The sequence below is a fragment of the Streptomyces sp. NPDC051218 genome (assembly GCF_044455475.1).
Lineage (GTDB): Bacteria > Actinomycetota > Actinomycetes > Streptomycetales > Streptomycetaceae > Streptomyces.
Window position 1 is genome coordinate 327,415 of record NZ_JBITEU010000007.1, and the last position, 23,433, is coordinate 350,847.

Genomic DNA, 23,433 nt, shown 5'->3' on the forward strand with positions numbered 1-23,433 from the left:
CTGAGCAAGGAAGCAGCCAGGAAGCAGCCAGGAAGCAGCAAGGAAGCAGCGGGAAACAGTGGCCGAGGCGGGGGAGACATGGATCTGAACACGGTTCTGGACGTGCGCGACGCACGCCGTCGCGAGCCCTGGCGGCCGGGTGATGCCTGGCTCGGCGGAGGCACATACCTCCTCTCCGAGCCCCAGCCGCAGCTGCGCCGGCTGATCGATCTCAGCCGGATGGGCTGGGATCCGCTCCAGCTGCTGCCCGACGGTTCGTTGGAGATCGCGGCCACGTGCACGATCGCGCAGCTGTCCCGATTCGGGCGGACGCTCGACACCGCGGCGGCACCGCTCATCGAACAGTGCTGCCGGGCCTTCCTGGCCTCGTTCAAGATCTGGAACATGGCGACCGTCGGCGGGAACCTGTGCAACGCCCTGCCCGCAGGACCGATGATCTCCCTCACCGCGGCCCTCTACGGCGAGTGCCTGCTCCAGGCCCAGGACGGCTCGCTGCGGCGGGTGATCGCGGCGGACTTCGTCACCGGAGCCGGCCGCAAGGCGCTCGCCGAGGGCGAGTTGCTGCGTTCGGTGACGCTCCCCGCCCGTTCGCTGCGGTGCCGTACGGCGTTCCGTCAGGCGTCTCTGTACGGCCTCGGTCGCTCCGGCGCGCTCGTCATCGGCGCCCTCGACCCGGTCGACGGCTCGCTCGCGATCACGGTCACGGCCTCCACCGTACGGCCGTTCCGGCTGTGGTTCCCGCTGGCACCGACCGCCGCCGAGCTGCGCCGGGCCATCGACCGGACCGTCACGGATGCCGACTGGTTCGACGACATTCACGGACTGCCCGCATGGCGACGGCACATGACCTTCCACCTCGCCGAGCAGATCCGCAACGAACTCACCCGGGACGGTGTGTGATGAGCTTCAGCATCCAGGTCAACGACCAGCCCTTCGAGGCCGAGCCGCGCGCCGGGCAGTGTCTGCGCACGTATCTGCGCGAGCGCGGCTGGTTCGGTGTGAAGAAGGGTTGCGACGCCGGGGACTGCGGGGCCTGCACGGTCCATGTGGACGGCGAACCGGTGCACAGTTGCCTCTTTCCGGCGCTGCGAGCCGAGGGCCGGTCGGTCACCACCGTCGAGGGGCTGGCCGCCAAGGACGGTGAACTCCACCCCGTACAACAGAAGTTCCTCGATGCGCAGGGTTTCCAGTGCGGGTTCTGCACCGCCGGATTCCTGATGACCACAGCCGCACTCGAAGAGGAGAAGGGCGGTGCTCACGACGACGGCAAACTGGACGACCTGCCGCGCGCCTTCAAGGGCAACATCTGCCGCTGCACGGGGTATCGCGCGATCGAGGACGCCGTACGCGGGGTCAAGCACACCGAACGCCCCTGCGCCGGAAAGGCAGTCGGCAAGAGCCTCGGCGCCCCGGCCGGCCCTCAGGTCGTCACGGGCACCGCCCGCTACACCTTCGACGTCGAGGTCCCCGGGCTCCTGCACATGAAGCTGCTGCGCTCCCCGCACCCGCACGCCCGCATCCTCGCCATCGACACCTCCGCCGCCCTACGAGTCCCCGGTGTGCACGCCGTCCTCACCCACGAGGACGCCCCCGCCACGCTGTACTCCAGCGCCCGGCACGAGCACCCCACCGAGGACCCCGACGACACCCGCGTCCTGGACGACACCGTCCGCTACGTCGGCCAGCGCGTCGCCGCCGTCGTCGCGACGAGCGAGCAGGCGGCCGAGGAGGGCTGCCGCCGGATCGAGGTGACGTACGAGCAACTCCCGTACGTCACCGATCCCGAGGATGCCATGCGCCCCGGCGCGCCCGTCCTCCACGCCGGCAAGGGTCCCGAGGTGCGGATCGCGCGCGTCGAGAACAACGTGGCCGGCGAGGTGCACGGCGAAATCGGGTCCGTGGACGACGGGTTCGCCGCAGCCGCGGTCGTGTACGAGGAGACGTATCGCACCCAGCGCGTGCAGCACGCCAGCCTCGAAACCCACGGCTGCGTCGCCTACTTCGAGCCGAAGGAGGACGGCACCGGGGAGCGGCTCACGGTGCGCTCATCCACCCAGACGCCGTTCCTGACCCGCCGCGCGCTGTGCGCGCTCTACGGCCTGCCGGAGGACGAGGTCCGCGTGGTCGCGGGCCGGGTCGGCGGCGGTTTCGGCGGCAAGCAGGAGATGCTGACCGAGGACATCGTCACCCTCGCGGCGCTCAAGCTGCGCCGCCCGGTGAAGCTCGAGTACACCCGCGCCGAACAGTTCTACGGGGCGACCACCCGCCACCCCTTCACGATCCGCATCAAGCTGGGCGCCCGCGCCGACGGCACGCTGACCGCGATCCAGATGCGGGTGGTCTCCAACACCGGCGCGTACGGGAACCACGGCCCGGCCGTCATGTTCCACAGCGTCGGCGAGTCCTTCGCCGTCTACCGGGCCCCGCACAAGAAGGTTGACGCCTACTCCGTCTACACCAACTGCGTTCCTGCGGGCGCCTTTCGGGGCTATGGCCTTGGCCAGGTCACCTTCGCCGTCGAGTCCGCCATGGACGAGGTGGCCCGCCGCCTGAACATGGACCCGCTCGCCTTCCGTGAGAAGAACATCATCGGCCCCGGCGACCACATGCTCAGCCCGATCGGCGAGGAGGAGGACCTGCACATCGCCTCGTACGGCCTCGCCCAATGCCTGGGAATCGTCCGCAAGGCCATCGCCGAGGACCGCAGCGCCGACGACGTACCCGAGGGATGGCTGACCGGCCAGGGCACGGCCATGGCAATGATCGCCACCGGACCGCCCGGCGGCCACTACGCCGACGCCACCGTCAGCCTCCTCTCCGACGGGACGTATGACATCGCCGTCGGCACCGCCGAGTTCGGCAACGGCACCACCACCGTCCACAAACAAATCACCGCTGGCGCCCTCAACACCACCGTCGACCGGGTCGCCATCCGCCAGTCCGACACCGACGTCGTACGCCACGACACCGGCGCCTTCGGATCAGCCGGCACGGTCGTGGCCGGCAAGGCAGTCCTGCTCGCCGCGGACGCCCTGGCCGGGCGCCTGAAGACCTTCGCGGCCCGGTACACGGGAGTGGCCCGCCACCTGTGCACGCTCGACGCGGAGGCGTTCGACTGTGCGGGGCGGACCGTCACCTTGAAGGAGCTCCACGAGGCGGCCCACGCCGCCGGGGCGCAGGACGAGCTCATGGCGGAGGGCCACTGGGGCGGCACCCCGCGCTCGGTGGCCTTCAACGCCCAGTGGTTCCGGATCGCCGTCGACCCGCACACGGGCGAGATGCGCATCCTGCGCAGCGTCCACGCCGCCGACGCCGGCAAGGTCATGAACCCGCTGCAGTGCCGCGGCCAGATCGAGGGCGGAGTCGCGCAGGCGCTCGGGGCCACGCTCTTCGAGACAGTGCGGCTCGACGAACGCGGCGAGGTGACCACGGCTGCCTTCCGCCGCTACCGACTCCCGCAGTACGCCGACGTGCCACGCACCGAGGTCCACTTCATGGAGACGACCGACGCCATCGGCCCGCTCGGCGCCAAGTCGATGAGCGAGAGCCCCTTCAACCCGGTGGCCCCCGCCTTCGCCAACGCACTGCGCGACGCCACCGGCGTCCGCTTCACCGAGATGCCGGTGACCCGCGACCGCGTCTGGCTGGCGATCGATCGCCAGGCGAACCGGCGGGCCGGCAGGCCGGCACGGAAACCGAAAGTCTGGGAGCCGACCGTCAGATGATGAGCCAGAAGATGCGACCCACACCTTCATAACAACCTCTCAACTGCGCGCCATAGAACGCTATTTGCCTGGCATTCAGGATTCTCTGGTCCGGCGATCGGGTACGACGTTTCACGGCACCGATCGCCGCCCGAAGGGGAACTGATGAGCCGACCGAGCACCGCGCCCCTCGCCACCCCGACCACCGCCGCGTCCTTCACCGTCCACGGGGAAGTGGCGCAGCCCTTCACCCTCACCGTGGCGGACCTCCGCGCCGGCTGGCAGCAGCACCAGGCGGAGGTCACCTTCGACTGCGCCACGAGCGGCTCCCAGCACCACCGCTTCGAAGGACCCCTGCTGCACGACGTCATACGCGCAGCCGAGCCCGGCTTCAACCCGCGGCGGCGCAAGGACCGTTCCCGTTTCCTGCTCGCGATCAGCGGAGGCGACGGCCACCACACCGTCCTCTCGTGGGGAGAGATAGACCCCGACTTCGCCGACTCCCCGATCCTGCTGGCAACACGGCTCGACGACACCGAACTCGACGCGGTGGGCAGCCAACTCGTCGTTCCCACGGACCGTTGCGGTGCCCGGTACATCAGCGCAATCACCAGCATCTGGACCGGCGCCTACCGGGAGCTGGCCCCTTGATGGGCGCATATCGGTGCCGGGCTTTCGGGTACGGATTGCCGCTGGGCCGGCGTGCCGCATGACGAACCCCGGAGCCCCGGACGAGGCAGTCTGGTTCCAGCTGTGAGGCTCGTGTGCGCGGTCAGCTGTGGCGGGGGAGCCAGGCGGGGGCGCTGCTGCCGCGGGGGAGCAGGATGTCGCGGAAGCGGCCCGGTGTGCGGGACATGAGCACCTGGTCGGTGACTCCCTGGTAGTGGCCGCAGGGGGTGTCGGCGGTGAAGGTGTCCGGGTCGAGGTAGGCGTGGGGGGAGTGGGGGTCGGGATTGAGGGCGGTTGCCTGTGCGTAGGTGCGGTCGAAGACGCCGAGGCTGAGGATCCAGGCGCCGATGCGGGTGAGGTTGAGGGTGACGCGGTAGCTGCCGCCGTGGGTGGCGCGGCGCATCAGGGCGGCGAGCGCGCCGGTGGTGGCCAGCCAGGACAGGACGTAGTCGTTGACGACGCTGATGTAGGGCAGGCCCGGCGTGCTGGTCGGCGCGGCCGCGACACCGTCCTGGCCCTCCATCAGCATGATGCCGCTGAGCGCACCGGCGGTCTGGTCGAAGCCGACGCGGTGGGCCCACGGGCCGGTCTCCCCGGCGAGTGAGAGGCTGACGTGGATGATGCCGGGGCGGATCGCCGCGGCCTGTTCGGCGCTCAGGCCGATCTTCTCCAGGTAGCCGGGGCGGCGGTTGGCGTAGAAGAGGTCGGCGTCACCCAGTAGTTGGCGGATCTGCGCCTGCCCCGCGGGGCCGTAGGGGTCGATGGTGGTGGAGCGGACGCCGACGTTGGCGCTGTTGTATGTGGAGTCGTGCTCCAGCTCGTTGGGACGCCAGATGTTCAGTACGTCCGCACCGTGCTGGGCGAGGTCGCGGCCGACACCGGCGCCCGCGATGATGTGCCCCATACCCAGGGCGCGCACGCCCGAGAGCGGCTGGTCAGCGGCGGGGGCAAGAGGTTCGGGTTCGCTGTCGCCGATCTTCTCGATCTTGATGAGCGGTTCCTGGGCGATGTGCTCGTAGGCCGGCTCTTTGAGGAACTCCTGGGTGGTTCGCAGCATGGGCATCACCACGCCGATCTCTTCGCCGGCCTGCTCCAGGTCGGCGGCGTCCCACGTGGCGACGGCGTCCGCGACGGCCTCCTTCTCGGGCCAGGTGCGCAGGAGCTTGTAGGCGGCATTCTTGATCTTCGGGTAGGGGTTGAGCGGCATGACCCAGCGGCCGTCGCGTGCCTGGTAGAAGTCGAAGCCGAGGGGGTTGGCCGGGTCCGAGGGTGCGCCGCCGGGGTAGCCGTTGAGCAGTTCCCACTTCTTGTCGTAGAAGGGGCAGAGCCGGTGCGGGGCCTTGCGCAGGTCCATGGTGATGTCCTGACCTTCGCCGCCGCGCTGACGCCAAAGAGCAGCCAGGGCAACGGACTTGGCGGTCATGCCCAGGGCGGGCACGGCGCCGAGACGCATGATGCTCGGGACGACCGGGTCGCTGCCGAGGAAACTGATCCTGCCGCCGCTGTCCTCAGGGTGGAGGCCGGCCGAGGCGAGGACCTCGCGCAGGGCCTGGTGGATGTCGAAGCCCTCGTCGCTGGTGAGCGGGTGGGCGATGGCCTTCTGGATGCGGTCGGTGAGTTCTTCGGCGCTCATGGATGGTGCCGCCTTTGCATCTGTGCAGGGTGAGGATGTCGGGACGGGCGCGCTACGGCAAGCGGTCGCATGCCGCGCCCCGGAGGGTCGCCGATGCTATCCCCAAGGTCCCTAAAAGGGATGGAATGCCCCATGCGGCCCACCGGGTCGCTCTCGGGCGTCCGTCGGGTGGGGCGTGGCCCAGGTTCAGTTGTATCCTGCAACATGAGCGTAGTCCCGGGCTGTCGATGATGCAAAATGCAACTCACCACGATGTGGGCGTGCACCATGGATGGAAGGACACCGACGTGGCCGACAACGACCAAGAACTGCCGGCACTCGTCCGCGAGCTGGTGACCCTCTCCCGGCGTTTCCGGACCAACGCCGAACGGCTCCACCCGGACCTGAGCTTCGTCGAGTACTCGCTGCTGTCGGAGATGGCCGAACGCAACGGGGCCCGAGCGCGCGACCTGGTCGGCCTCTACGGCATCAACAAGTCCACGATCAGCCGCCAGGTCACCGCACTGCAGCGTGCGGGCCTGGTGGTACGCGAGGCCGACCCGGACAACGCCCGCACGCAGCTGCTGCACCCGAGCGAGCACGGCCGCGAACTGCTCGCCCACGCCGACGCCCGGATGCGCCACGAGGTGTCCACCCGTACCGAAGCCTGGTCTCCGGACGAGGTCAGGGCCCTGCGCGGCCTGCTCTCCCGCTACAACACCGCTGCCTCCGCCATCACCGAGGACGACCACACCTGACGCCTGCACAGTTGTGGGCATCCGGGACAGCTGCTCCACCCGCGGGGGCGTCAGTGGGGCGGCTCTGCTCCGTTGACGAGGCGGCGTTGACGGCGTGACCGAGGTCGACATGCCGACGACAAGCGAGTCGCTGCCGCATTGGGGTACGCGCTGCGAGAGGAATCACCGGACATCGTCGACTGCCGGGCGGGCGTCGGGCGCCGTCGCCCCATACAGCCGGGCGCGGAGAACGGCCAGATGGGCCCTGAGCTTTTCCGGAGGCGTGGGCGGCAGTGCGCGGGCGGAGCCTCGCGCGTAGTGGCGCTCGACGTAGAACTGCCCCGCGCTGAGCACGGTCGTGACGGCGACGTACCAGAGGGTGGCGACCATCAGCAGCGGGATGACCTGGTACGTCTGGTTGTAGACCAGCTGCACCGAGTACAGCAGGTCGTGCACGGCCAGCACGCTGACGATGCTGGTGCCCTTCAGGGTGCCGATCAGCATGTTCCCGGCGGTCGGCACGATGGAGCGCATCGCCTGCGGAATGACGATCCGGCGCAGCGAGCGCCGTCTGCCGATGCCGAGAGCCTGGGCGGCTTCCGTCTGGCCGGAGTCGACGGACAGGATGCCGCCGCGCACCACTTCGGCAGCGTAGGCCGCTTCGTGCAGGGTCAGGCCGATGACGGCGGTGAGGGTGGGACCGAGCAGATTGACTGTCTTGACCGTGACGAACTCAGGCCCGAAGGGGATACCGAGGGTGAGCATCGGGTAAAGGGCCCCGATGTTGAACCAGAGCAGCAGCTGTACCAGCAGCGGAGTGGACCGGAAGATCCACACGTAGCCCCAACTCAGCGTGCGCAGTACGGGGTTGGCGGAAAGCCGCATCACGGCCAGGGGGATGCCGAGCAGGAAGCCGAGCACCATCACCACGCCGGTCAGCCACAGGGTGAGCAGCAGCCCGTCGAGCACGGCGGCGGTGGTGAAGTAGCGGCCGACGACATCCCACTGGAAGGCGCGGTTGCGGATGACGGAGTGGGCCACCAGCGCGAAGACCAGCAGTGCGGCGGCAGCGACCAGCCGGCGCGCGGCATGTCGGCGCGGCACGATCCGTGGCAGATCGCCGTCGGGGCCTAGGTGACCTGGGTGAGCTGGCTGGCCTGGGTCATGGCCGGAGGCCTTCAGTGGTTCTGCGAGTGGGATGGTTCCTGAGGTACGGGAGGAATCGGCGATGTCGGATGGCGAGACCATCAGGAGGCTCTCCAGGGGAGGGAAGCGCGGGCGTCGGTGACCACCCGGCAGCGCGCGTTCGTGGATTCCGAGCAGGCGCGGTGCGGGCTTGCGGCGGTGTGGCTGTGGTTCGGTTCGGCGTCATCGCGCGCCGCGTCCCTCAACGCGGCCGGTGCGGCTGCCGCTTGGCGGAGCCGTCCCGTTCTCGATCGTATGGCCGCACCACGCCCATGTGTCAACCGCACGCAGTAACTGCTGCGCTCGGTCCGGCATCCGGGCCGTAGTTGACGAGAGGCGAGATGTACTGCTCAATTAAGCGCATGAATGCCGAGCAGCGCCTGGTCACCCGTGACCACATCGACTTCGGTCGGGTGTGGTCCGCAGCGTGTTGCGCCTGACGCGGCAGCGGGCCGTCTGACCGGCCCTTCCCTCCCTCGGAATCCCCGTCGCGGGCCGAGCTCCTTCCTTCGCAGCACCGTCGTACGCATGCGCTGAACGCGCGCTGAATTGCGGACGAACGGTGTGCGAGTCCTGGCCGCGCTGCCGCCGCCCCACCTCGCCCGAGGCCCCTGCCCCGGCGTCATCACACCCTGCTCATCACCTGGTTCCCAGCACCCTGAAGCGCCGTCACACCCGGCCGCTCCGAGGGCTGCTCCGCCGTGCCCCCGGGCTGCCCACGCCACGGCCCATGAGACTTGAGGAAAGGTCATCCGCCATGCCAGTGGAGTTTCTTGGCATCGCCGCCACCAACGACGGCTCCGAAACCACCCCGCGCTCCGGCGCCGCCTTTGACAAGGAGTACACGCTCCGGCTCGCCCGGGCGCACGAGGAACACGGCTGGGATCGGGTGCTGTTTGCCTATGGTTCCGGTTCCCCGGACCCCGCGCCGGCTGCCGCCTACATCGCGAGCAGGCTGGACCGCCTGCAGATCCTGCTCGCCCACCGGCCCAACGTCTCCTACCCGACCTACGCCGCGAAGACCTTCGCCACCCTCGACCAGATCAGCGAGGGCCGACTGACCGTGCACTTCATCACGGGCGGCAACGACCACGAGCAGGGCCGTGAGGGTGACACCCTCACCAAGGACGAACGCTACGCCCGCACCCGCGAGTACATCCGGATCGTCAAGAAGATCTGGACCACCCACGAGCCCTTCGACCACGAGGGCGAGCACTACCGGTTCCACGACTTCGTCAGCGACATCTTCCCCGTCCAACAGCCCCGTCCGAACGTGTCGTTCGGCGGCTCGTCGCCGGCCGCGTATGCCGCGGGGGCCGCTGAGGCCGACATCTACTGCCTGTGGGGTGAGCCCCTCGCGAGGACCGCAGAGCAGATCGACGCTGTGAAGGCCGCCGCGAAGGCCGCGGGCCGCATCGACGTGCCCCGCATCCAGGTCGCGTTCCGCCCGATCATCGCCCCGACGGAGGAGCTGGCCTGGGAGAAGGCCCACCGGACGGTCGGCGCGATCAAGGCCCGCAGGGAGAAGGGCGAGGCGATCACCAAGCGCCACAACGCCCCCTCCCAGCCACAGAACACCGGCTCGCAGCGGCTCATCGCCATCGCCGAGGCGGGGGAGCGCTACGACCGCGCCCTGTGGACCCCGACCGCTGCCGCGACCGGTGGCGCGGGCAACTCCAACGCTCTGGTCGGCACCCCGGAGACGGTCGCCCAGGCGCTGCTCGACTACTACGACCTCGGCGTCGACATCCTCTCGGCCCGCGGCTACGACCTGCTGGCCGACGCGGTCGACTTCGGCCGGTACGTGATTCCGATCGTCCGCGAGGAGGTCGCCAAACGCGACGCCCGGCGGGTGGCCCGCGGTCCGCAGACCCTCGCGGCGGTGCACGGATGACCTCCGTCGCACAACCACCCACGCCTTCAGCCGAGTTGGCAGTCATTCAAGCCCGCGTGTCCGACCCGCGGGTGAGACCGCTGTTGCGTGAGCTCGGCGACGAGTACTCCACGCGCTACGGCAAGGACGCGCACGCCGAGCTCGCCCGCTACCCCGATGAGGAGTTCACCGCTGAGCGGGGCGGTGTGCTGCTCCTGCTCCTCCAACACGGGGAGCCGGTCGCGGGCGGCGCCTTTCGCCGGTACGACGAGTCCACGGCCGAGCTGAAGCGGATCTGGACACACTCCTCCCACCGTCGGCGCGGCCTGGCCCGCCGTGTCGTCGCCGAGCTGGAGCGTGAGGTGAGCGCCCGCTGCTACCGGCGGATCTACCTGACCACCGGGCCGCGCCAGCCCGAGGCCCGCGGTCTTTACCTGGCCACCGGCTACACCCCGCTGTTCGACACCGAGGCCGACCCGGAAACCATCGGCCCCCTGCCGTTCGAGAAGCACCTGCCGTTCGAGAAACACCTGCCGACCGCGCCACCCCAGGGAGAGGCAGCCAGCCTGTGAACGTCCGTGGCACCACAATCCGTCTGCGCATGGCTGCCACCATCGCGCTGCTGCCCGTACTGATACTGACGCTGACCGCCTGCGGCGCCGACGACACCCACGGCACTACACCGGCGGGCGCCCAGGCAGCCCCGGCGCCGACCGACGATCCGGTCTCCGCCGTGCGCAAGGTGGACTCCGTCGCCGCCCTGCTGCCCGCTGACGCCCGCGCGTCCGGCACGTTGCGGGTCGGCAGATCGATCGGATCCCCGCCCGGCGCGTACTACCCGAACGGGCAGGACAAGCCGCCCGCGGGCCAGGACATCGACATCGCGGACGCGGTGGCCAAGGTCCTCGGCGTGAAGTTGGAGCGCCAGGGCGCCTCCTTCGAGACGATCCTGCCCGCCCTCGACAGCGGCAAGTACGACTTCGGCACCGGCAACTTCGGCGTCACCGCCGAACGGCTGAAGGCCATCGACTTCGTCACCTACATCAACGACGGCCAGGGCTTCGCGGTGAAGAAGGGCAGCACCGCGCTCAAGACGAAGGTCACCGACCTCGCCCAGCTGTGCGGGCTGACCATCGGCACCGGCGCCGGCACCACCTTCGAGGCGACCCTCACCGCGCAGAAGGGAGTGTGCGCCAAGGCGGGCAAGAAGCCGTACGACGTGAAGGTCTACTCGGAGAACGGGGCGACTCTCACCGCGCTCCAGCAGGGCCGGATCGACGTGATCATGTCGACCATCAACGGTCTGCGCCACCAGGCGGCACAACCCGCCGCACAGACCGCCTTCCTCGGTGAGTACCACCGCCTCGACGTCGGCTTCGCCTTCACGAAGGGCTCGCCTCTCACCAAGGCGTTCAAGGCCGCCGTCAACGAGCTGATCAAGAACGGCACTTACGCCCGGATCCTCAAGAAGTGGGGCACCTCCCCCTCCGCGATCGAGACGTCGCGGATCAACCCGCCCGAGCACACATAAGAGTCGAGCAGGACACCACGATGAGACCGATCACCGAAACCGTGCCACCCGGCGCGGCCATCCCGGGCGGCCGTCAAGCCCCGCCCACACATGACGATCCTGCTCTGCTCAAGGTCGTCCCCGCCCGCCATTACGCCCGCTGGCTCGCAGTCGCAGCCGTGACCGTGCTGGCCACACAGTTCGCACACGGGCTGGCCACCAACCCGGTCTGGGAGTGGAGCGTCTTTCGCGACTATGTCCTGTCCGAGACCATCGTGCAGGCGGTGTGGGTGACCCTCCAACTCACCGCCTACGCCACGGTGCTTGGCTTCCTCCTGGGAACCGTCCTGGCCTTCATGCGCCTGTCGCACAGCCCGGTGCTGCAGACCGTCGCCTGGACCTACATCTGGATCTTCAGGTCCATCCCGATGATCGTCCAGCTGGTGTTCTGGTTCAACTTGAGCGCCCTGTACGACAGGTTGGGCGTCGGCATCCCCTTCGGCCCGGTGTTCTGGTCCGTCGACAGCAACAGCGTCATCGGCACCATGGGTGCCGCCATCATCGGGCTGACGCTGCATCAGGCCGCGTACGCCGCCGAGATCGTGCGCGGCGGTGTCATCGCCGTCGACCACGGTCAGCTGGAGGCCGCTGCGGCGCTGGGCATTCCCCGGCTGCGACAGATCCGCCGGATCGTGCTCCCGCAGGCCATGCGTGCCATCCTGCCCACTGCCGGCAACGAGGTCATCGGACTGCTCAAGGGCACCTCGGTGGTCTACGTGATGGCTATCGGGGAGCTGTTCTACCAGGTGCAGGTGATCTACGGCCGCAACGGGCGGGTGATCCCGCTGCTGCTGGTCGCCACCGCCTGGTACGTGGTGCTGACCTCACTGCTGTCGGTCGCGCAGTACTACGTGGAGCGGCGTTACGCCCGGGGCGCGAACCGCACCCCGCCGCCCACCCCGCTCCAGCGCGCCCGACTCTTCGTCCGCACCCAGCGCGCGGCAGCAGCCCAGCGCAACCAACCCGTCGTACCCGTGAAGCCTTTGGGAGACAGCCGATGAGCGATGTGACGGCGGCCGTAAGAGAAGCGAAGCCGACGGTCGCGGACGTGATGGTGGACGTCCACGGCATCCACAAGAGCTTCGGCCCGCTGGAAGTGCTGCGCGGCGTCGACCTCCAGGTCCGTACCGGCGAGGTCACCGTGATCCTCGGCCCTTCCGGCTCCGGCAAGTCCACGCTGCTGCGCACCATCAACCATCTGGAGAAGGTCAACCGCGGCTGGATCGCCATCGACGGCGAACTCATCGGTTACCGCCGCTCCGGCGGCAAACTGCACGAACTCAAGGAGAAGGACGTTCTGAGGCAGCGCACTCACATCGGGTTCGTCTTCCAGAACTTCAACCTCTTCCCGCACCTGACCGTGCTGGAGAACCTCGTCGAGGCGCCCGTCTCCGCGCTGCGCCGTCCGCGCAAGGAGGCGGAGGAAACCGCCCGCCGTCTCCTGGAGAGGGTCGGCCTCGCCGACAAGACCGACGCCTATCCACGGCAACTGTCCGGAGGGCAGCAGCAGCGCGTGGCCATCGCCCGCGCACTCGCCATCGAACCCAAGGTACTGCTGTTCGACGAGCCCACCTCGGCGCTCGACCCGGAACTCGTCGGTGAAGTCCTCGACGTCATCAAGGACTTGGCCCGCGCTGGAACCACCATGATCGTCGTGACTCACGAGATCGGCTTCGCCCGCGAGGTGGCCGACACCGTGGTGTTCATGGACGACGGTGTCGTCGTGGAACAGGGCCCGCCCGCGGCCGTCCTGGACCACCCGCGGTACGAGCGCACCCGCGCCTTCCTCTCGAAGGTCCTCTGACCACCCCTCACTCCTGCCCACACTCGTAAGGAGCACGACCATGTCCACCTCGATCACCCGCCGCACCGCCGCCGCGCTGGGAGTGACCGCCGCCCTCTTCCTCGCCGCGTGCGGCAACCCCTCCGACGGTGGCACGACCGAGGTCGCAGCCACGTCAGGAAGCAAGACGAAGATCAACGTGAGCCCGGACCAGGACCGCATCACCACCGACAAGGTCAACTCCATAGCAGCCGAGCTCCCGGAGAGGATCCGCAAGAGAGGCACATTGGAGATCGTCGACTCGTCAGGCTCCGCCGCGCCCCTGACCTTCTACGCCACCGACAACAAGACCGTCATCGGCGTCGAGCCCGACATCGCCTCCCTGGTCGCCGACGTGCTCGGCCTCGAGCCGCACATCAACACGGTCTCCTGGGAGAACATCTTCGTCGGCCTCGACAGCGCCAAGTACGACGTCGGCTTCAGCAACATCACCGTCACCGAGGAACGCAAGGAGAAGTACGACTTCGCCCCCTACCGCGAGGACAACCTGGGCTTCGAGGCGAAGCAGGGCAGCGGCCTGAAGATCACCGGGCCGAAGGACGTGGCGGGCAGGACCGTCGCCGTGGGCAGCGGCACCAACCAGGAGAAGCTGCTCATCGAGTGGAGCAAGGAGAACGAGAAGGCCGGCCGCAAGCCGGTGAACATCAAGTACTACCAGAACGAAAGCGACACCTACCTCGCCCTCCAGTCCGGCCGAATCGACCTCTACCTCGGCCCCAACCCGACCGCCGCCTACCACGCGGCCACCACCGGGAAGACAGAAGTCGTCGGCACCTACTCCGGTGCCGGCACCACCCTCCAGGGGCTCATCGCGGCCACCACCAAGAAGGACAGCGGTCTGGTCGAGCCGCTCGCCGCAGCGCTCAACGAGATCATCGACAACGGCACCTACGACAAGGTGCTCAAGCGCTGGGGCCTGTCCGGCGAGGCCGTGACCAAGTCCGAGGTCAACCCGCCCGGACTGCCCAGGACCAACAAGTAGCGCCGCCGAGGGCGCGGGGTCGCAATGCGTGGTCCCGCGCCCGCCCTACCCATACCTCACGCTCCCCCCATACCTCACGCTCCCGAAGGATCCGCAATGGCCACTGTCCTGTCCGTCTCCGGAAGCCCCTCTGCCACCTCTCGCACCGCCCGCCTGCTGCGCCACCTGGACGCGCGACTCACGGCACAGGGACACGAGGTGATCCCCCTGGACGTCCGCACCATCTCCGCCGAGGCCCTGCTGGGCGCGGACTTCCGGCACCCGGCGATCGTCGAGGCGACCGAACTGTTCGCCCGCGCCGACGGGGTAGTGATCGGCACACCCGTCTACAAGGCCGCCTATTCCGGGCTCCTGAAGTCCCTGCTGGACCTGCTGCCGCAGTACGGCCTGGTCGGCAAGACGGTCCTCCCGCTGGCGACCGGCGGGAGTACGGCGCACGTCCTGGCGATCGACTACGCGCTGCGTCCGGTACTCAGTTCCATGGGCGCCGCTCACATCGTGCAGGGTTGGTTCACGCTCGACAAGGACCTCGCGGTGGGCGCTGACGGCACCCTGACCGTCGCGCCGGGCCCCGCCGAGGCGCTCGCACAGATCGTCGACCAGTTCTCCGAAGCCCTCGGCAACCGTACGGCCCTGCCGACGGCCGCCGGACGAGCTGCTTGACAGTGACCGCCGATGGGGCGGGTGTCGGTGTTGGTGACGTGCGTGGGGGCGGGGGAGGGGCTCCCTGGGCCCGTTCGCGATACCCGTCGGCGGGGGCCTCATTGGGAAGGCCCTCTTGACGCGGCGCGAGGAGGGCCTGACACTCCGAAGCACAGATCTCTAGTGAACTGGTAGGAAATTATGGAGCGTCCGGAGCCGCCCGCCGACCGCGCCGTGCGCGCCGGACGGTCGCCACTCCTGCTGACCTCCCGCCGTCACATCGATCTCCTGCGTGTCTGCAGCGCGGCGAACCCTCCGCGCTGACGCCGGCGGTGGCCATCGGCACCGCATCTCCGCCGGGTACGGGTGCGCGCCGACGCCGCTGCGCGCCCCATGACCCCACGCGCGCCCACGGCGCCCTCTGAGAGCCAGAAGCCGGAACCCGGACCCAGGGAGACACATGCCCGCCGCACCCCTGCCCACCGTGCCGTCCCTCTCCTCTTCGCCGTCGTTCCGGGGAAGGATCGGCTGTGACGCGAGCAGTGGCTACTACGCCGTGCCGCGCCGCTACCGCCTCCACCTCTCGCTGTCCTGTCCCCACTGTCTGCGGATCGCCATCACCCACAGCCTGCTCGGCCTGGGAAAGGCCCTCCCCGTGGCACTGTTGCCGGCCGTGCCCGACAGCCCCGATGGCGGTCACTCCGCTCTGCGCCCGTTGTACGAGGCCAGTTCGCACCGGCATCCCGGACCGGCTGACGCGCCGGTGCTGAGCGACGACTGGACGGGGCGGATCGTCAGCACGGACACGCCGGGCATCCTCCGGGACTTGGCCAGGCACTTCGGTGGTGAGGGCTCTACCCGGCCCGTCCTCTACCCATCCGGTGCGGAGCAGGAGATCGAAGCCGTCGGACACCTTTGCGAGAACGGCATCAACGAAGCCGCACAGCAAGCCGGGCAGGCCGGGCGAGCCGGGCAGGCAGACACCGACGCCATGGCAAGGCAGAGCGCGCTCAGTTCCCTCCTCCGCGTCCTGAACTCATTGGAGTGGCGGCTCACCCACCAGGACTTCGTCCTCGGCGACGAAATGACCGCCGCCGACGTGCAGTTGTGGGTGACCCTGGTACAACTCGACACCGTGCACCGTCTGCACCTGGACGCCGCTGCGGTCCACCGCGTCGCCGACCATCCGCACCTGTGGGCCTACGCTCGGCGACTGGCCTCCCACCCTGCCTTCGGCACCCACCTCGACCTGGACGGCATCGCCCGCCGACACCATGCCCACTGCCAAGGCCTGGAGGCCGCAGGAGCGGCGGTGCAGATCCTGGACTGGCCCGTACACATCGTGGACGCGGGCGCCGTCCAGCGGCGTCCGGACGGTTTCATGGAACCGCAATACGCCCTCCACCTTCATCCGTCCGGATCCGCCTAACCTGCGACGACATGGACCCTGTCGCGCCGGAGCCCGTCAGGGCCCGTGCGAAGCAGGACAAGCAGCCGGAAGAGCGGAGGTAAATGGTGTCGTTCCCCGTTTCCCGCGGTCTGGTCCCGGCTGCCGGGGTGCGCGCCGGGCGCAGCTGCGTCCGCCTGTACTCCCGGTCCTACATTGACCTGCAACGGGTGGCCGGCGCTCTCTGTTGTTCCTGACCTGTTCCTCGCCGCTCGGCCCTCCGCATGAGGGCCGGTGATCACACACGGTCGACCAGGAAGGCACCCTTGTCGTGTCCGCACCTCCCTCTCTTCACCTCGCTGTGGCGCTGGATGGCGCCGGCTGGCACCCGGCTGCTTGGCGCGAGCCGGGCGCCCGGCCCAACGCCCTGTTCACCGCCGGCTACTGGGCCGACCTCGTGGCCGAGGCCGAACGCGGCCTGCTCGACTTCGTGACGTTCGAGGACTCACTCGGGCTGCAGTCCTCGCACCCCACGGAGCCGGACGAGCGCACCGACCAGGTGCGGGGCAGGCTGGACGCGGTGCTCGTCGCCGCCCGGGTCGCACCGCTGACGCGGCACATCGGGTTGGTGCCGACCGTGATCGCCACCCACACCGAGCCGTTCCACATCGCCAAGGCGATCGCCACCCTGGACTACGTCAGCGCCGGCCGTGCGGGCTTGCGCGTGCAGGTGTCGGCACGGCAGAACGAGGCCGCGCACTTCGGCCGTCGGACCTTCCCGCGTCTCCGCTTCGAAGACCGGGACACCCCGGACGGCCGCACATTGATCGCTGAGCTCTTCGAGGAGGCCGCCGACCACATCGAGGTGGTGCGCCGCCTGTGGGACAGCTGGGAGGACGAGGCGGAGATCCGCGATGTTGCCACCGGGCGGTTCATCGACCGCGACAAGCTGCACTACATCAACTTCGAGGGCAAGCACTTCAGCGTCAAGGGACCCTCGGTCACTCCTCGGCCACCGCAGGGACAGCCCATCGTCAGCGCCCTCGCGCACCAGAGCGTGCCGTACCAACTGGTGGGCCACTCGGCCGACATCGGTTACGTCACCCCGCACGACACCGGCCAGGCCCGCGCCGCCGTCGGTGAAATCCGTGCCGCCCAGGCTGAGGCGGGGCGGGCGGATGAGCCGCTGCACATCTTCGGTGACCTGGTCGTGTTCCTGGACGACGATTCTCCGGCGGCGGAGGACCGCAAGGCCCGTCTCGACGACCTCGCCGGCCACGTATACACGAGCGACGCCGAAGTGTTCACGGGTACACCCGGGCAGCTGGCGGACCTCCTGCTGGAGTGGCGTCGGGCCGGCCTCAGCGGCTTCCGGCTGCGCCCCGGTGTGATCGGTCACGACCTGGAGCAGATCACGCGGGGCCTGGTGCCCGAACTCCAGCGCCGAGGCGCCTTCCGAGACACCTACGAGGCGGACACCTTGCGCGGGCTCCTCGGCCTCGCCCGCCCCACGAACCGTTACACCGCTGCCTGAAGCCGGAGGAGGCGTACGACCATGAGCAAGAAACTGCCGACCACCGGCACGCAGGCCACGAGCAAGACGGCCACGAGCAAGACGCCCACGAGCAAGACGGCCGCGAGCAAGTCGACCACGGGCAGGCCCCTGAAGCAGATCCATCTCGCGGCCCATTTCCCCGGCGTCAACAACACCACCGTGTGGAGCGACCCGCAGGCAGGCAGCCACATCGAGTTCAGCTCGTTCGCGCACTTCGCACGGACCGCAGAACGGGCCAAGTTCGACTTCCTGTTCCTCGCCGAGGGGCTGCGGCTGCGCGAACAGGGCGGCCACATATACGACTTGGACGTGGTGGGGCGGCCCGACACCTTCACCGTCCTGTCCGCGCTGGCCGCCGTCACCGAACACATCGGCCTGACCGGCACCATCAACTCCACCTTCAACGAGCCCTACGAGGTGGCCCGCCAGTTCGCCGGCCTGGACCACCTCTCCGGCGGGCGCGCCGCCTGGAACGTCGTCACCTCCTGGGACGCCTTCACCGGCGAGAACTTCCGGCGCGGCGGCTTCCTCCCGCAGGAGCAGCGCTATTCCAGGGCCAAGGAGTTCCTGTCCACCGCGACCGAGCTGTTCGACTCCTGGCACGGCGACGAGATCGTCGCCGATCGGGAGTCCGGCATCTTCCTGAAGGACGCGCAGGCCGGAGCCTTCGTCCACCAAGGACAGCACTTCGACATAGCCGGTCGGTTCAACGTGCCGCGCAGCCCGCAGGGCCGCCCGGTGATCTTCCAGGCCGGTGACTCCGACGAGGGGCGCGAATTCGCCGCCTCCAGCGCCGACGCCATATTCAGCCGGCACAGCGCCCTGGAGGCGGGCCGTGACTTCTACGCCGACGTCAAGGGACGCCTGACCCGCCATGGCCGGACCCACGACCAGCTGCTCATCCTCCCCGCGGCGACCTTCGTACTCGGCGACACCGACGCCGAGGCGCAGGAGCTGGCGCATGAGATACGACGCCAACAGGTCAGCGGCCAGACCGCGATCAAGTACCTCGAACACGTCTGGAACCGGGACCTCTCCGCGTACGATCCGGACGGCCCGCTCCCCGACATCGACCCGGACCCCGGCGAGAACACCATCGCCCGCGGCCGGGCCAGCGTCCGGATGTTCCGCGACCCGCTCGCCATCGCCAGGGAATGGCGCGAGCGTGCCGCGGCGGAGAACCTGTCGATCCGCGAGCTGGTCATCGAGACCACCGGACGCCAGGCGTTCGTCGGTTCCCCGGCCACCGTCGCCGAGACCATCAACGCCTTCGTCCAGGCGGACGCGGCAGACGGCTTCATCCTGGTCCCGCACATCACCCCCGGCGGCCTGGACGGGTTCGCCGACACCGTCGTCCCGCTGCTCCAGGAACGCGGTGTGTTCCGCCACGACTACACAGGCAGCACGCTCCGCGACCACCTCGGTCTGGCGCACCCCGACGCACGCGCGGAGCCGAAGACCCGGCGGGCGGCGTCGTGAAGTTCCTGGCCATCACCCTCATCGTGCACGCCCCGCATCCGGTTACCGGTGTCCCGAAGTCCACCAACGAGCGTTTCCGCGAGGTGATCGACAACGCGCTGCTGGCCGAGGATCTCGGGTTCGACGGTTTCGGCGTCGGCGAACGCCACGAGCGGCCCTTCATCTCCTCCTCACCCCCGGTCGTGCTCAGCCACATCGCCGCGCTCACCTCCCGCATTCGGCTGTTCACCGCTGTCACCACCCTCAGCCTGCTCGACCCGGTACGCGCGTACGAGGACTACGCGACCCTGGATCACCTGTCAGCGGGCCGTCTCGACTTGATCATCGGCAAGGGCAACGGCACCGCCCAGCGAGAGCTGTTCCACGTCACACCCGAGGACCAGTGGGAGCGCAACGCCGAGAGCTACCAGCTGTTCCGCCGGATCTGGCGGCAGGACAAAGTGAGCGCCGCCCCGCGCTTTCGTCCCGAGCTGGCAGACGCCGAGGTGTGGCCGAGACCGTTCCAGCAACCCATCCGGGTCTGGCACGGCAGCGCGACGAGCCAGGAATCGGTCGACCTCGCCGCCCGCTACGGGGATCCGCTCTTCTCCGCCAACGTCACCCACCCGATCGAGCCGTACGCCGATCTCATCCGCTACTACCGGGAGCGATGGAAGCACTACGGCCACGACCCGGATCAGGCCGTCGTCGGGGCGGGGACGGCCGGCTACTACGGGGCCCGCACCTCACAGGAAGCGATCGCCGCATACCGGCCGGTGTTCGAGGGCTATCTCGCGTTCCAGAAACGCCTGGGCGTCGAGCCGGTGTTCGCCACCCTGGAGGACTTCGTCGAACGCAGCTCGGCGCTGATCGGCAGCCCGCAGCAAGTGATCGACAAAGTGCACCGCTACTACGAGCAGTTCGGACACAGCGTGCTCCACCTGCACGCCGACGCGGGTGGGCTCACCCACGCCCAGCACCGTGCCTCGCTCGAACTGTTCCAGTCCGACATCGCCCCCGTTCTGCGACGCGACATCCCCGACCCGCCGTTCCCCTGGGGCCCGGTCATCGCCGAGCCCGCATCCGCATCGGCACCCGCATCCGCACCCGCGCCCACCGACCGCTGAGGAGCAACACCCGACCATGTCCGGCATCCCCCTTGGAGTCCTCGACCTCCTCCCGATCACGTCCGGCTCCACCGCCGCGGAAGCGGTGCGCAACACCATCGACCTCGCCCAGCAGACCGAGCGTCTCGGCTACACGCGCTACTGGTTCGCCGAGCACCATCTCAACCCCGGCGTGGCCGGGACCTCTCCCGCCGTCGTACTGGCCCTGACCGCCTCAGCGACCTCCACGATCAGGATCGGATCCGGGGCCGTACAGCTCGGTCACCGCACCGCCCTGTCCACCGTCGAGGAATTCGGGTTGATCGATGCACTGCACCCGGGGCGACTCGACCTGGGCCTCGGCCGTTCGGGCGGACGACCCCACAAACAGACGGCAGACGCTCGGCAGACCACGACCCCCGTCGCCGACGGGCAGGCCCCCAACGGTCTGAAGATCCCGCCTCGGTTCTCCCCTGAACACCTGATCGGCTCGCCGCGTTTCCTGCTCCAGCAGAAACTGTTGCACCAGCCGGGCGCGCGGCCCCAGGACTACGGCGAGCAGATCGACGACATACTTGCGCTCCTGCGCGGCGACTACCGTTCCGCAGACGGGATCGAAGCGCACGCCGTCCCCGGCGAGGGCGCCAAGCTGCAGGTATGGATCCTCGGCAGCAGCGGCGGACAGAGTGCCGATGTAGCGGGTCGCAACGGCTTGCGTTTCACGGCCAATTACCACGTCAGCCCGGCCACCGTACTAGAGGCGGCCGACGGCTACCGCGCGGCGTTCCAGCCGTCCGACCACCTCGACAAACCCTATGTCAGTGTCTCCGCAGACGTGGTCGTCGCCGAGCACGACGAAGCCGCCCGCGAACTGGCCGCCGGCTACGGCCCGTGGGTCCGTAGCATCCGCACCGCCGAGGGGGCCATCCCCTTCCCGACTCCTTCGCAGGCCCGCGCCCACGCCTGGACCGAAGCGGACCGGGCTCTGGTCGCCGACCGCGTCGATACCCAGTTCGTCGGCTCTCCGGGACGCGTCGCCGACCAGCTAGAACAACTGCAGGAGGCCACCGGCGCCGACGAGCTGATCATCACCACCATCACTCACGCCCACGCCGACCGGGTGCGCTCGTACCAACTCCTAGCAGAGGAGTGGCACCGCCGATGAGCCGATCGTGGCCCCGTTCCTGACGAACCGTCGACACCGCCGACACGGCCGGGAGGCAGCGGACTGGGTGGTGTTACGCAGGGGCGCCGAGCGGCGGGTGTTCGAGCACGCGGGGCTTGTACTCGACCAGTTGGGTGCGGCCGTCGAAGGTTCGGTGCTCGATCATCTCGAGGGCGATGTCCGGATAACCGTCGTAGATGCGTTCTGCGCCCGTGGCCCCGGTGATGACCGGGAACATCACGACCCGGAAGCGGTCGACGAGTCCGGCTCGTAGCAAGGACCGGCACAGGCGGAGGCTGCCGATCGTGCTCAGGAGCCCTGAGCCGCTCGACTTCATGGCTCGGACCGCCTCGATGGCGTCGTCGCGGACGAGCGTGGAGTTGGCCCATGTCAGTGGCCCCTCGAGCGAGGAGGAGAACACCATCTTGGACGCTTGCGTGAGTTCGTCGACAGACGCCTCTTCCTCGGGCCTGAACTCGTCTTGGCCATTTGGGACCTCGCCTGCGGCGAAGCCCGACATCTGGCGGTAGGTGTTCGTCCCCATCAGGTAGGTGGCCTCGGGCTGCTCCCCGAGCCAGGCGAGGTACTCCGGGCCCTCGAGGCCCCAGAACCCGGGCCACCCCTCGCCCGACGCGTGGCCGTCGAGGGAGGTGATGAAGTCAACGAGAAGCTCCGACATGGCGATGTCCTTTCCTCAGGTGCCACGAGCTTGGACTGGAGGGGCGCCACAAACTCATCGGCCGCGCTGTAGAGGTACGGCTTTCGCCGCAATGGGGGCGCCGTCTCTTCCCAGCACGATCGCAGTTGGACCTGCAGTCCCAGAACGGAGCACCAGCAATTCCCGACCTACGACCAGTTGCGGTGTAACCGATGGTGACCATTGTCGGCTCGGCGGCATTAGCCGTGGGCTGGTGGCTGATCGTTTGGACGGCGCCTTCCGGCCCAGGCAAGTGCATCCTCGGCTTGGACAGCCAGCCTGGTGACGAGGTCGGCAGCGGGAGGCAGATCGGTGATGAGGTCGACGCCCTCGCCCGCCCAGACCGGCAGGGACGGGATCATTCCTCGAGCCACGTCGTCCTGGTAATCCTGACGGGCCTGGGAATCGCCGGCCAGCTCGGCCTCCCGGCCACGCCATCGGTCGAGATAGGGGTGGCCGAGAGTACGGGCGGTGTACCTCTCGTTCGGCCAGCTCGCGCCGCGGGCGATGTCCAACACGCTGCTGCGTTCAGTGTCCTGTCCGTGTCCTTCGAGGATGGCCTTGCTGATGGAGCGGTCGACCAGGGCTTCGGCCGTGGCCTGAAAGCGGGTGCCGATGAGAGCTCCGGCGGCACCCAGAGCCAGCGCTGCGGCGACGCCACGGCCATCGGCGATCCCGCCGGCTGCCAGGACCGGTACCGGTGCCGCGATGTCCACCGCGAGCGGCACGAACGGCAGTGTGGAGCGCCCGCGGCGGGCGCCGTGGCCACCGCTCTCCGTTCCTTGCGCCACGATGACGTCGGCGCCCTCGTCCACGGCCTGCTTGGCCTCGTCCAGATCGGTGACCTGAACGATCAGAACCGCGTCCGACCGGCGGATCCGATCGACGAACGGGCTCGGGTCACCGAAGGACAACATCACCGCCGCGGGATTGAACTCCAGCGCCTGCTCCACCGCGTCGGCATCGATCGTCCACGTCAAAAGCCGACACCCCACGGCCGGTCGGTTCCCTCCGCGACGATCGGCAGCTCTCGCTCCAGCCAAGCCCGGTCCCCGTACGCGCCGCCCAGCAACCCGAGGCCGCCTGCCCGGGAGACGGCCGCTGCCAGTGCGCCACCGGCCGAACCGCCCATCGGCGCCAGCACGACTGGGTGCCGCACGCCCAACAACTCCGTGAACTCCGTCGATAACGCCATGCCCCCATCATTGCTTCTCGCACCGACGGCCATGACCCGGGTCGAGGCAACGC

22 protein-coding genes are annotated in these 23,433 nt (G+C 69.0%); 17 read left to right on the forward strand and 5 right to left on the reverse strand.

The window, feature by feature from the left end:
• The first annotated feature begins 78 nt into the window (after positions 1 to 78).
• From ACIBCK_RS22785 to ACIBCK_RS22795, 3 genes are all read left to right on the forward strand, one after another.
• Positions 79 to 900, forward strand: a complete 822-nt coding sequence (locus ACIBCK_RS22785) for an FAD binding domain-containing protein (protein ID WP_399392884.1) — start codon at positions 79 to 81, stop codon at positions 898 to 900.
• Positions 900 to 3,725 carry a molybdopterin-dependent oxidoreductase gene (locus tag ACIBCK_RS22790; protein ID WP_399392886.1) on the forward strand — a complete coding sequence of 942 codons (2,826 nt, stop codon included), beginning with the start codon at positions 900 to 902 and terminating at the stop codon, positions 3,723 to 3,725. Before ACIBCK_RS22785 ends, ACIBCK_RS22790 begins: the two co-directional genes overlap by 1 nt.
• Positions 3,726 to 3,869: 144 nt before the next feature.
• On the forward strand, positions 3,870 to 4,355 hold the full coding sequence (locus ACIBCK_RS22795; protein ID WP_399392888.1) for a molybdopterin-dependent oxidoreductase: 486 nt from the start codon (positions 3,870 to 3,872) through the stop codon (positions 4,353 to 4,355).
• Between the two features lie 121 nt (positions 4,356 to 4,476).
• Here ACIBCK_RS22795 and ACIBCK_RS22800 read toward each other — a convergent pair whose 3' ends face one another.
• Positions 4,477 to 6,006: a CoA transferase gene (locus tag ACIBCK_RS22800; RefSeq protein WP_399392890.1), complete on the reverse strand. Its 1,530-nt coding sequence runs from the start codon at positions 6,004 to 6,006 to the stop codon at positions 4,477 to 4,479.
• A 260-nt stretch (positions 6,007 to 6,266) separates the two neighbouring features.
• Between ACIBCK_RS22800 and ACIBCK_RS22805 the strand changes: the two genes are divergently transcribed.
• Positions 6,267 to 6,743: a MarR family winged helix-turn-helix transcriptional regulator gene (locus ACIBCK_RS22805; RefSeq protein WP_399392892.1), complete on the forward strand. Its 477-nt coding sequence runs from the start codon at positions 6,267 to 6,269 to the stop codon at positions 6,741 to 6,743.
• 162 nt (positions 6,744 to 6,905) lie between these two features.
• Here ACIBCK_RS22805 and ACIBCK_RS22810 read toward each other — a convergent pair whose 3' ends face one another.
• Positions 6,906 to 7,970, reverse strand: a complete 1,065-nt coding sequence (locus tag ACIBCK_RS22810; protein WP_399392894.1) for an amino acid ABC transporter permease — start codon at positions 7,968 to 7,970, stop codon at positions 6,906 to 6,908.
• 694 nt (positions 7,971 to 8,664) lie between these two features.
• Between ACIBCK_RS22810 and ACIBCK_RS22815 the strand changes: the two genes are divergently transcribed.
• The 13 genes from ACIBCK_RS22815 to ACIBCK_RS22875 all read left to right on the forward strand — a co-directional run bounded on the left by ACIBCK_RS22815 (position 8,665) and on the right by ACIBCK_RS22875 (position 21,488).
• Entirely contained in the window at positions 8,665 to 9,801 is a 1,137-nt protein-coding gene (locus tag ACIBCK_RS22815) for an LLM class flavin-dependent oxidoreductase (RefSeq protein WP_399392896.1), read from the forward strand.
• Positions 9,798 to 10,352: a GNAT family N-acetyltransferase gene (locus ACIBCK_RS22820; protein WP_399392898.1), complete on the forward strand. Its 555-nt coding sequence runs from the start codon at positions 9,798 to 9,800 to the stop codon at positions 10,350 to 10,352. Before ACIBCK_RS22815 ends, ACIBCK_RS22820 begins: the two co-directional genes overlap by 4 nt.
• Positions 10,353 to 10,381: 29 nt before the next feature.
• Positions 10,382 to 11,311: an ABC transporter substrate-binding protein gene (locus tag ACIBCK_RS22825; RefSeq protein ID WP_399392900.1), complete on the forward strand. Its 930-nt coding sequence runs from the start codon at positions 10,382 to 10,384 to the stop codon at positions 11,309 to 11,311.
• A 20-nt stretch (positions 11,312 to 11,331) separates the two neighbouring features.
• Positions 11,332 to 12,351: an amino acid ABC transporter permease gene (locus ACIBCK_RS22830; protein WP_399392902.1), complete on the forward strand. Its 1,020-nt coding sequence runs from the start codon at positions 11,332 to 11,334 to the stop codon at positions 12,349 to 12,351.
• Between the two features lie 50 nt (positions 12,352 to 12,401).
• Positions 12,402 to 13,154 (forward strand): amino acid ABC transporter ATP-binding protein, encoded by a 753-nt coding sequence (locus tag ACIBCK_RS22835; RefSeq protein ID WP_399393130.1) that lies wholly within the window; start codon positions 12,402 to 12,404, stop codon positions 13,152 to 13,154.
• Between the two features lie 40 nt (positions 13,155 to 13,194).
• Positions 13,195 to 14,175, forward strand: coding sequence for an ABC transporter substrate-binding protein (locus ACIBCK_RS22840; protein ID WP_399392904.1), 981 nt, complete (start codon positions 13,195 to 13,197; stop codon positions 14,173 to 14,175).
• A gap of 96 nt (positions 14,176 to 14,271) precedes the next feature.
• Complete coding sequence (gene ssuE, locus ACIBCK_RS22845) at positions 14,272 to 14,838, forward strand: NADPH-dependent FMN reductase (RefSeq protein WP_399392906.1); 567 nt, start codon at positions 14,272 to 14,274, stop codon at positions 14,836 to 14,838.
• A gap of 439 nt (positions 14,839 to 15,277) precedes the next feature.
• The gene (locus ACIBCK_RS22850) at positions 15,278 to 16,246 is read left to right on the forward strand and encodes a glutathione S-transferase C-terminal domain-containing protein (protein ID WP_399392908.1); all 969 of its coding nucleotides are present in this window, start codon (positions 15,278 to 15,280) and stop codon (positions 16,244 to 16,246) included.
• Between the two features lie 83 nt (positions 16,247 to 16,329).
• Positions 16,330 to 16,461, forward strand: a complete 132-nt coding sequence (locus ACIBCK_RS22855; protein ID WP_399392910.1) for a putative leader peptide — start codon at positions 16,330 to 16,332, stop codon at positions 16,459 to 16,461.
• A 74-nt stretch (positions 16,462 to 16,535) separates the two neighbouring features.
• Positions 16,536 to 17,738 (forward strand): LLM class flavin-dependent oxidoreductase, encoded by a 1,203-nt coding sequence (locus ACIBCK_RS22860; protein WP_399392911.1) that lies wholly within the window; start codon positions 16,536 to 16,538, stop codon positions 17,736 to 17,738.
• A gap of 21 nt (positions 17,739 to 17,759) precedes the next feature.
• Positions 17,760 to 19,238, forward strand: a complete 1,479-nt coding sequence (locus ACIBCK_RS22865) for an NtaA/DmoA family FMN-dependent monooxygenase (RefSeq protein ID WP_399392913.1) — start codon at positions 17,760 to 17,762, stop codon at positions 19,236 to 19,238.
• Positions 19,235 to 20,344: an LLM class flavin-dependent oxidoreductase gene (locus ACIBCK_RS22870; RefSeq protein ID WP_399392915.1), complete on the forward strand. Its 1,110-nt coding sequence runs from the start codon at positions 19,235 to 19,237 to the stop codon at positions 20,342 to 20,344. The genes ACIBCK_RS22865 and ACIBCK_RS22870 overlap by 4 nt, the downstream gene beginning before the upstream one ends.
• Before the next feature lie 16 nt (positions 20,345 to 20,360).
• Entirely contained in the window at positions 20,361 to 21,488 is a 1,128-nt protein-coding gene (locus tag ACIBCK_RS22875) for an LLM class flavin-dependent oxidoreductase (protein ID WP_399392916.1), read from the forward strand.
• A 73-nt stretch (positions 21,489 to 21,561) separates the two neighbouring features.
• Here the strand turns inward: ACIBCK_RS22875 and ACIBCK_RS22880 are convergent, their stop codons facing one another.
• The 3 genes from ACIBCK_RS22880 to ACIBCK_RS22890 form a co-directional block, all read right to left on the reverse strand.
• Positions 21,562 to 22,167, reverse strand: a complete 606-nt coding sequence (locus tag ACIBCK_RS22880; protein ID WP_399392918.1) for a dihydrofolate reductase family protein — start codon at positions 22,165 to 22,167, stop codon at positions 21,562 to 21,564.
• Between the two features lie 218 nt (positions 22,168 to 22,385).
• The gene (locus ACIBCK_RS22885) at positions 22,386 to 23,165 is read right to left on the reverse strand and encodes an NAD(P)H-dependent flavin oxidoreductase (RefSeq protein ID WP_399392920.1); all 780 of its coding nucleotides are present in this window, start codon (positions 23,163 to 23,165) and stop codon (positions 22,386 to 22,388) included.
• The gene (locus ACIBCK_RS22890) at positions 23,162 to 23,380 is read right to left on the reverse strand and encodes a nitronate monooxygenase (protein WP_399392922.1); all 219 of its coding nucleotides are present in this window, start codon (positions 23,378 to 23,380) and stop codon (positions 23,162 to 23,164) included. Before ACIBCK_RS22890 ends, ACIBCK_RS22885 begins: the two co-directional genes overlap by 4 nt.
• Positions 23,381 to 23,433: the final 53 nt, after the last annotated feature.